This window comes from Pedobacter sp. 10L46_2 (assembly GCF_056395165.1).
Genome location: NZ_JBFTIZ010000158.1, coordinates 1 through 9,237, shown reverse-complemented (window position 1 = coordinate 9,237; position 9,237 = coordinate 1). Strand labels below are relative to the sequence as shown.

The window sequence follows — 9,237 nt, the reverse complement described above, 5'->3', positions numbered from 1 at the left end:
GTTTATACCTTTGCTAAGGATAAAGAAGGTGGTATTTGGATAGGTACTTATTTTGGCGGGGTTAATTATTATCCAAAACCATTTACCTTCTTTGATAAGTTTTTCCCACAAAACAATAAGCGGTCACTTAGTGGAAGTGCCATACGCGAGATCTGTAACGATAAATTCGGGAACTTATGGGTGGGTACAGAAGATGCCGGAGTAAACAAGATTTCGCCCAATGGAGATTTCACAGCCTTTATTCCTGATGGATCTAAAACCAGTATTGCTCATACGAATATCCATGGTTTAAAAGCCATCGGCGACGAATTATGGATAGGGACCTACGAACAGGGCTTGGACATATTAGATATAAAATCGGGCAAAGTAATCAGGCATTACGACAAAGGAGATGCCCCAAATGCGCTTAAAAGTAACTTTGTTGATTGCTTTTATCAAACCCGTTCCGGAAATATTCTGGTTGGTACTGCCGATGGGTTGCATCGTTATAATAAAACCACACGGGATTTTACCCTAATTAAAGAGGTTCCGCAAAATTTCCATTATACAGCGATTACAGAAGATGCTGATGGCACGATCTGGACAGCAACAATAAGCGGTGGCCTTTTGTATTTTAACCCTAAAACGAATAAACATGGTTTTTATAGAAATGTTGCGCAAAACGAAAACAGCTTAAGTGATAACTTTGTAAACGGGGTATTCATCTCTGCTGATAAAACACTGTGGGTGACCACGGAAAATGGTTTAAACCAATTCAATCCTGTAGATAAAACATTTAAACGATACGGCACTAAGGATGGCTTCCCAAGCGATGTTTTCTATAAAACAGAAGAGGATAAGGTAGGTAATTTATGGATCAGTTCCTCTAAAGGACTAATCTGCTATAATCCCAAAACAAAGAAAATAAGGGTATACACCACAGCCAACGGATTGTTGAGCGATCAGTTCAATTATAACTCGTCATTTCAGGATGCCAGCGGCCAGATCTATTTTGGTAGTGTAAATGGTTTGGTAAGCTTTAACCCTTCACAATTCAAACAGAACACTATTGTACCTCAGGTTTACATTACAGGCTTCCAGGTATTTAATCAGGAATTGTTGATCAATGCAGAAGGCTCTCCGCTTAAAAAATCAATATCCTATACAGATCAAATCAACCTTAATTATGATCAGTCTACCTTTAGTATTGATTTTGCAGCACTTGCGTATACCGATCATGAAACTGCAGAATATGCATATAAGCTAGAAGGGGTTGATAAAGATTTTACCTATCTAAAAAAGAACAGAAGGGTGTTCTATACTAAGCTTAGCCCGGGTAAATATACCTTTCTTGTTAAGGGTGCTAACAGCAGTGGCGTATGGAATGAAACCCCAAGGGAACTGATCATAGAAATATCTCCTCCATTCTGGTTAAGTGGTTGGGCTTATTTGTTTTATCTATTGTTATTTATTGCTGCAGTTTATGCTTTGGTGGTGTACACCACCAATAAAATTAAATTTAGAAACAAGAGGCGGATAGAGCAGCTGGAGAACCAAAAAGAAAGGGAAATTTATGAGGCTAAAATTGAATTCTTTACGCAAATCACACATGAGATAAGAACACCACTTACCTTAATAAAAGGACCATTAGAAACAGTCATAAAAAAATATGCCCCGGTTCCAGAGGTGCTTAACTATCTGCTTACGATGGAAAAAAATGCAGACAGGCTATTACATCTAACTAACCAACTGCTCGATTTCAGAAAGATAGAGTCTAAGGAATATAGCCTTAACCTCATGAAAAGCAACATCAGCGAAATCTTAAGAGAGCATTACCTAAGGTTCAAAAATGCAGCTGAAGAAAAGCAGATCCACTTTCAACTCAATTTACCACACACAGAGTTTTATAGCAAAGCAGATGCCGAAGCACTTAATAAAATTTTAAGCAATTTACTAAGCAATGCCATTAAGTATTCCGATAAAAGAGTAGATATATTGCTGCTTAGTACTGATCCTGACTCTAACCAGTACGCTATAGTGGTTAAAAATGATGGTTTTTTAATCCCGGAAGAAATGAGGGAAAGAATCTTTGATTCTTTTGTCAGGTTAAAGGAAACATCCAATCAAATCGGTACAGGTATAGGCTTGGCACTTGCACGCTCTTTATCCAGGTTACATGGTGGCACTTTAACATTTCATGCCGATGAAAATGAAATGAATGTGTTTGAAGTAAAATTGCCCTATTACCCAACTAACGAACCCATTGAAGAAAAGTCAGTTCAACAGGAAATTATTACCGTCCCGGTTTATCAGGAAGTAAGCCCGGAAATTGAAAATACAATTCAAGAAGCTAAACCACTGATTTTGCTGGTTGATGATAATGCTGATATTCTCCAGTTCATTGCTAAAGAACTCAGCTCTACGTACAATTGCATTACTGCGGCTAATGGTCAGATAGCGCTTGACATGATAAAAGAGCACTCTGTGCAACTGATCGTTAGCGATGTAATGATGCCGGTTATGGATGGCTATGAACTCTGCAGGCAGATAAAAACCAATCTTGATTATAGCCATATTCCCCTTATTTTGCTTACAGCAAAAAGTGCATTTCAATCAAAGATAGAAGGCTTGGAAATAGGCGCCGACGCATATATAGAGAAACCCTTCTCACCACAGCATTTACAAGTGCAAATTCAAAACCTGTTATTCAACAGAAATCAGTTAAAAGACTACTTCGTAAGGTCGCCTTTAATTCATATAAAAAGCATTGCCCATACTAAGCCTGATGAGATTCTTTTAGAGAAACTGAACGATTTTATCCTTAAAAACATTGCAAACCGTGATCTGGATGTAGATAAGCTTGCCGAAACATTAAACATGAGTCGGGCCACGTTTTATCGCAAAATAAAGTCCATCTCTAACCTGTCGCCAAACGAGCTCATCAATATCACACGACTTAAAAAAGCGGCAGAACTACTTGTAGAAACAAATTATAAAATCCAGCAAATAGCTGATTTAACGGGTTTTACCTCTCAATCTCAATTAGGTAGGGCATTTACAAAGCAGTTTGGGGTAACACCGTCAGAGTATGCTAATAATTTCATCAGGAAAAATGAATAAATTAGAGCATGAACCGCAGAACACAATATAAGTTAAGGCAGCTTGGAATAATTATAATTGCATGGCTCATTATTGGCTTTATAATGGCCGTTTACGATCATATGATATTATATACCAATAATTCATTGGGGCCATCTTCCGACTATACTTTTCTTTCATCGGTTATTAGAAACATGTTTGCTGCGCTGGTCGGCGCTCTTTTAGGCGGAAGTTTGCTCGTATTCTTTGTAAACGTAAAGTACCAGGACAAGTCTTACGGCTATACCGTACTTGCGGTAATGATATCTTTTGTACTTATTATTTTGTTCATCAACGTCTTGTTCCGTATTTTTTCTGTTCAGGATACGCACCGGCTTTTTAAAAATGGTCTTGCCTGGGGTATAGTAGTGGCTGTTACCCAATTGCTTCTGCAAATCAATAGCAAATTTGGCCATGGCACGTTCTGGAACATTGTACGCGGAAAATACAATACTCCTAGAGAGGAACAGCGCATTTTTATGTTTCTCGATATCAATTCATCCACAACAATAGCCGAACAATTGGGTGATCAAAAGTACCATGAATTTCTTAAGGACTTCTTTACAGATATTACCAACCCCATACTGGACAACAAGGGAGAGATATACCAGTATGCAGGCGACGAAGTTATTGTGGCCTGGAAGTATGAGGACGGGATTGAAAACAGCATGTGTGTACGGTGTTTTTTCGATATTAAGACCTACATTAACAATATAAAAAATAAATACCTGAAGCGTTACGGTGTGGTGCCTACCTTTAAAGCCGGAATCCACTGCGGTAAAGTTGTTGCAGGCGAAGTAGGAATAATTAAGCGGGATATAACCTATTCTGGTGATGTATTAAATACAACTTCCAGGATACAGGGAATGTGTAAACAGTATGACGAGGAGGTAATTGCATCTTCAGAACTCATAAATAAGCTTCAGTTAACCAGCAGTTATATAGTAGAGACCCTTGGGTCAATAAAATTAAAAGGCAAAGAGCACGAAATGTTATTAAGCTCTGTTAAACCAATTATTTGTTCATAAAAATATCTCTTAATATGTCATTACATGCGTTGCCAATACTATCATCAATATTAGATAACGACTTTTATAAAATTACCATGCAGCAGGGGGTAACCCGTTTATTTCCTTCTGCAAAAGCACGGTATGCATTTATAAATCGGGGCAAACATTCATTTCCTGATGGTTTTGCAAAAGCATTAAGAGAGGCAGTAAATGAAATGGCCACATTACAAATAAGCAGAGAAGAAAAACACTTTTTGCAGGTAAATTGCCCGTATCTTGATCCTGTATATCTTGATTTTCTGGAAGGATACCGTTACAATCCTGAAGAAGTACACATTGCACAAAACGGAGATCAGCTTGAGGTACATGTAGAAGGCCTGTGGTACCGAACCATTTTATGGGAAGTACCATTAATGTCGCTCATTTGTGAGCTCTTCTATGTCCTTAATGATTCCCAAAGAATCTCTAACGACGAGGTAATTAACCATACTAAAGAAAAGATCGAAAACTACCGTCGTTTAGGCGTTACAGTAGCAGAATTTGGTACCCGTCGTCGGTACTCTTATCAGGTCCATAGATTGGTACTCCAGGCACTTAGCCAATACGGAGATGGTTCGTTTATAGGCACCAGCAATGTACATATGGCCATGATCCACAAAACAAAACCTATTGGAACCCATGCCCATGAATGGTTTATGTTTCATGCCGCACGTTATGGCTTTAAAATGGCCAATGCAACAGGATTGGAGCATTGGGTAGCCGTTTATCGTGGCGATTTGGGCATTGCATTATCTGATACTTATACTACCGAAGTGTTCTTTAAACAGTTCGATAAAATGTTTTCGAAGCTGTTCGATGGCGTTAGGCACGATAGCGGTGATGCACTGCTTTTTGCCGATAAAGTAATTTCGCATTACAACAGCATGGGTATCGATCCCAGAACCAAAACCATAATTTTTTCTGATGGATTGAACTATGAAAAAGTCGCACGCATTGCTGATCATTGCCGTGATAAAATCGGAATGTCATTTGGAATAGGTACAAACCTTACCAACGATGCCGGGCCTACAGCAATGAATATTGTGATTAAAATGACTGAGGCACAGCCAAAGGATGGAGAGTGGACTGAGGTTGTAAAGCTTTCTGACGAACATGGAAAGTACACAGGAACCGAACGCATGATCAATCTGGCTAAAACCATTCTGGAGATAGATTAGAAAAGAACAGTTTTACGCAACGAATTTGTTGTTATTTCTTTAAGTCGCAGGAAATTATCTAGTTTTAGTACTTAAAATAAACTAAACACATGAAATCAAAAACTTTGTTTAACTGCTGTATGGCCGTTATTATCTTTATCATTGGCAGCACATTGCAATCGATTGCCGCTGCCCCTCCAAAACAATTTTATCAAATAACGGTATATCACCTTAAAAGCAAAGCTCAGGAAGAAAGGGTTGATAAATACCTTTCAGAAGCTTATGTGCCAGCTGCACACCGACTAGGTGTTAAAACAGTAGGCGTATTTAAAGCTGCGGATATAGACACGGCTAGCGATAAAAAGATCTATGTATTTCTTGCTTTTCAATCACTAAAACAGTTTAGCGAGGTATCCCAATTGCTTTTAAAGGATAAAGAACTGGCAATTAAGGGAGCTGATTATGTAAACGCAGCTTACAATGATGCCGCTTTTGTAAGAAAGGAAAACATCATTTTAGAGGCATTTACAGGAATGCCAACATTAAAGAAACCCGTATTCAGTAATGCCAAAAGCGAGCGTATATATGAATTACGTAGCTACGAAAGTGCTTCCGAAAAGCAGCATGTCAATAAAGTTCAAATGTTTAACAATGAAGAAGTTGAAATATTTGATCGTATAGGTAGCCAGGCCGTATTCTACGGTGAAGTATTAGCTGGTAGCCGTATGCCAAACCTAATGTATTTAACCACTTACAGTGATAAAAAATCGAGAGACGAACATTGGAAAGTTTTTGGTGCCGATCCGAAATGGAAACGCGTATCAGCTTTACCTGAATATCAGAATAATGTTTCAAGAAACGATACTCAATTCATCGTTCCAACTGAATACTCTGATTTTTAAATTTTATGAATATAAAACATACAGTTTTACTGATTGTGTTACTTTGTGCAAACAGTGTATTTGCACAAAGTAAACACAGTAAAACATCGCGGTTTAAAAGCTATAAGGGTTTAATTATGGCTGGCTATCAGGGCTGGCATAACGCAGCCGAAGATGGTGCTGGYCGAGGCTGGTATCACTACCAATCTAAAGGAAAATTCGAACCTGGAAGTACAAATGTCGATTTATGGCCCGAAACAAGTGAGCTAAAAAAGGTATATCAAACATCTTTTGTACATGCTGATGGCAGTGCAGCTTATCTGCCAAGCGCCCACGATGCATCAACTGTCGAAATTCATTTTAAATGGATGAAAGATTACGGACTAGACGGCGTATTTATGCAGCGCTTTGTAGCAGAGATCAAGGGAAAGTCTGGTCGCAATCATTTCAATACAGTGCTTGGAAATGCACTAAAGTCCTCACAAAAATATGGAAGGGCAATCTCTGTTATGTACGATCTGTCGGGTACCACAGACAGAGTTGACGTGCCGGTGCTCATTAACGATTGGAAAAACCTGGTCGACAGTATGAAAATAACCAGCCAGGGAAACAATCAAACCTATTTATACCACAACGGAAAACCTCTTGTGGTTTTGTGGGGAGTTGGATTTGGAGATAACCGGAAGTATACCCTAAAGGATGTTGCTAAAATGGTCGATTTTTTAAAGAATGATCCGGTTTATGGCGGCTGTTCAGTAATGTTAGGCGTACCCACTTACTGGCGTGAATTTGGAAACGATACAGAAAAGAACCCATTGCTTCATGAGATCATAAAAAAAGCAGATATCATTCATCCATGGACCATTGGCAGATATGGCAATGAAACTGCATATAATAAATACGCAGAGGTTCAAAAAGGAGACATCGCCTGGTGTAAGCGAAATAAGCTCGATTATGTTGGAGTTGTTTTTCCGGGCTTTAGCTGGCACAATATGAATCCAAAATCGCCGTCTAACCAAATTCCAAGAAACAGGGGCAAGTTCTTTTGGAAACAGCTCTCTACGGCCGTAAAAAACGGCGCAGAGATGCTTTATGTAGCCATGTTTGATGAGGTAGACGAGGGAACCGCTATTTTTAAAATATCTAAAAACCCACCCGTTGGCGCAAGCACTTTTGTGAAATTTGAAGAAGATATTCCTTCTGATTACTACTTATATCTTTCAGGATACGCCGGTAAAATGCTTAGAAAACAAGTTCCTTTCACAGAAGATGTTCCTTTGCCGCCAAAGCAAAAATAATTTTCCTAATTTTCCATGGATAATTAATCAAATCATTAAATGAAGGTTGCGTTAAACAGAAAAGGTTTTACATTGTGTTTTTTGTTGCTGGCTACTAGCGTATGTTTTGCTCAGAAAAAGGTTAAAAAGCAGATGGTCAGCGATAGGGCCTTTTGGCTGCAACAAATGGATAAGATGGTAAGACCCGTGCTATACGACCTCTCTAACGATAGTCTGAGGATAAAAATGCCACAGGTAACCTCTAATACCACCGATAATAAGGCACAACGAATACAAGTGCAATATCTTGAAGTTTTAGGCAGGGTTTTGAGTGGCATCGCGCCTTGGTTGCAATTAGAGGATGGTGATGCTGCGGAAAAGGATTTGCGCCAGCAGTACCGTAATATGGTGTTGAAAGGACTTGCTAATGCGCTAGATTCGAATAAAAAGGACTTTATGCGCTTTGATTTGGCAGGTCAGCAATTGGTAGATGCCTCATTTTTGTCTTTTGCTTTTATAAGGGCTCCCTGGCTTTGGGAAAATCTTGGTAAACAGGAAAAAGACCGACTGGTGAGCTCTATAAAAACCACCAGGAAATTTAAACCTGGTTTTTCAAACTGGTTGCTTTTTTCGGCAATGAACGAGGCATTTTTGTGTAAGTACGGGTTCCAGTGGGATCCAATGAGGGTCGATTATGCCATGCAACAGCTAGAACAATGGTATGTTGGAGATGGGCTTTATTCTGATGGACCCGTCTTTGCATTCGACTACTATAATAGCTTTGTAATTCACCCTTATCTGGCAGCAATAACTGAAACTGTCAATAAAAAGACCAATGGGTATAACGCATTATCCGAAAAAATAAAGAAACGTAATGAACGCTTTGCGGTAATTCAGGAAAGGATGATTAATACGGATGGAACCTATCCCGCAACCGGTCGATCTCTCATTTATCGTGGAGCAGCATTTCATCACCTGGCCGATATGGCATGGCGTAAAGCACTGCCAAAGCAACTAACGGCTGCTCAGGTACGTTGTGCACTTACTGCTGTAATTAAAAAAACATTAGAAAGCCCATCCACTTATAAAAATGGATGGCTTTCTCTTGGCGTTTATGGTCAGCAACCGGCTATAGCAGACACTTACAACAATCAGGGAAGTCCTTATTTGAGCACCAGTATATTCCTGCCGCTTGGCTTACCTTCAACAGATCCCTTCTGGGCAAATCTACCAGAAAAATGGAGTGCTCAAAAGATTTGGAGTGGCGAAGATTTTCCAAACGACCATGGGGTAGATCTTAGATAATGTCAAAGCTAATCTGCAGCCTTAAAAACATAATTACCAGAACCAATTTCTAGTAAAGCGAAACCCTTTTTAATGCCCTTAAATACAACTTCCTTATTGTTTTTTATAAGCATTTCTCCTTCGTAGATCTTTGTATTTTCTGATGCAGGTATATAGATTGTGGCTTTGGAGTTTACAGGCACCTCAACCTTCAGTTCAAAGTTGTTCTCAGTTTTATTCCAATCAGAAACAATGTTTCCGTAAGGGGTTTTATAGCTGGCTCTTGCATGGGTAATATTACCAACCTGTTCAGGTTTTATTTCCAGTTTATTATAAGCTATTGCATCAGCAGAAGCTTTTATCCCACCCAGGCCACTGTACAACCATTCCATCAAATGACCCAGCATAAAATGGCTTTTATCCCACCCAGGCCACTGTACAACCATTCCATCAAATGACCCAGCATAAAATG

The 9,237-nt window shown here is 39.1% G+C and carries 7 protein-coding genes; 6 read left to right on the top strand and 1 reads right to left on the bottom strand.

Going from position 1 to position 9,237, the window contains the following annotated elements; all coding sequences use genetic code 11:
• The 6 genes from AC1DDX_RS16720 to AC1DDX_RS16695 form a co-directional block, all read left to right on the top strand.
• The coding region (locus tag AC1DDX_RS16720; protein WP_477622297.1) for a response regulator at window positions 1-3,099 on the top strand (3,099 nt) is incomplete at its 5' end.
• Between the two features lie 8 nt (window positions 3,100-3,107).
• The gene (locus AC1DDX_RS16715) at window positions 3,108-4,145 is read left to right on the top strand and encodes an adenylate/guanylate cyclase domain-containing protein (RefSeq protein ID WP_288879419.1); all 1,038 of its coding nucleotides are present in this window, start codon (window positions 3,108-3,110) and stop codon (window positions 4,143-4,145) included.
• 14 nt (window positions 4,146-4,159) lie between these two features.
• The gene (gene pncB / locus AC1DDX_RS16710) at window positions 4,160-5,344 is read left to right on the top strand and encodes a nicotinate phosphoribosyltransferase (protein WP_288879418.1); all 1,185 of its coding nucleotides are present in this window, start codon (window positions 4,160-4,162) and stop codon (window positions 5,342-5,344) included.
• An 89-nt stretch (window positions 5,345-5,433) separates the two neighbouring features.
• The gene (locus AC1DDX_RS16705) at window positions 5,434-6,225 is read left to right on the top strand and encodes an NIPSNAP family protein (protein ID WP_337716325.1); all 792 of its coding nucleotides are present in this window, start codon (window positions 5,434-5,436) and stop codon (window positions 6,223-6,225) included.
• 5 nt (window positions 6,226-6,230) lie between these two features.
• Window positions 6,231-7,502: a glycoside hydrolase family 99 protein gene (locus tag AC1DDX_RS16700; RefSeq protein WP_288879416.1), complete on the top strand. Its 1,272-nt coding sequence runs from the start codon at window positions 6,231-6,233 to the stop codon at window positions 7,500-7,502.
• A 39-nt stretch (window positions 7,503-7,541) separates the two neighbouring features.
• Window positions 7,542-8,786 carry a DUF2264 domain-containing protein gene (locus tag AC1DDX_RS16695; protein WP_288879415.1) on the top strand — a complete coding sequence of 415 codons (1,245 nt, stop codon included), beginning with the start codon at window positions 7,542-7,544 and terminating at the stop codon, window positions 8,784-8,786.
• Window positions 8,787-8,794: 8 nt separating this feature from the next.
• On the opposite strand, the gene AC1DDX_RS16690 is transcribed toward AC1DDX_RS16695, so the two are convergent.
• Window positions 8,795-9,237: alpha-L-rhamnosidase C-terminal domain-containing protein (locus tag AC1DDX_RS16690; protein WP_477622296.1), on the bottom strand; the 443-nt coding region annotated here is incomplete at its 5' end.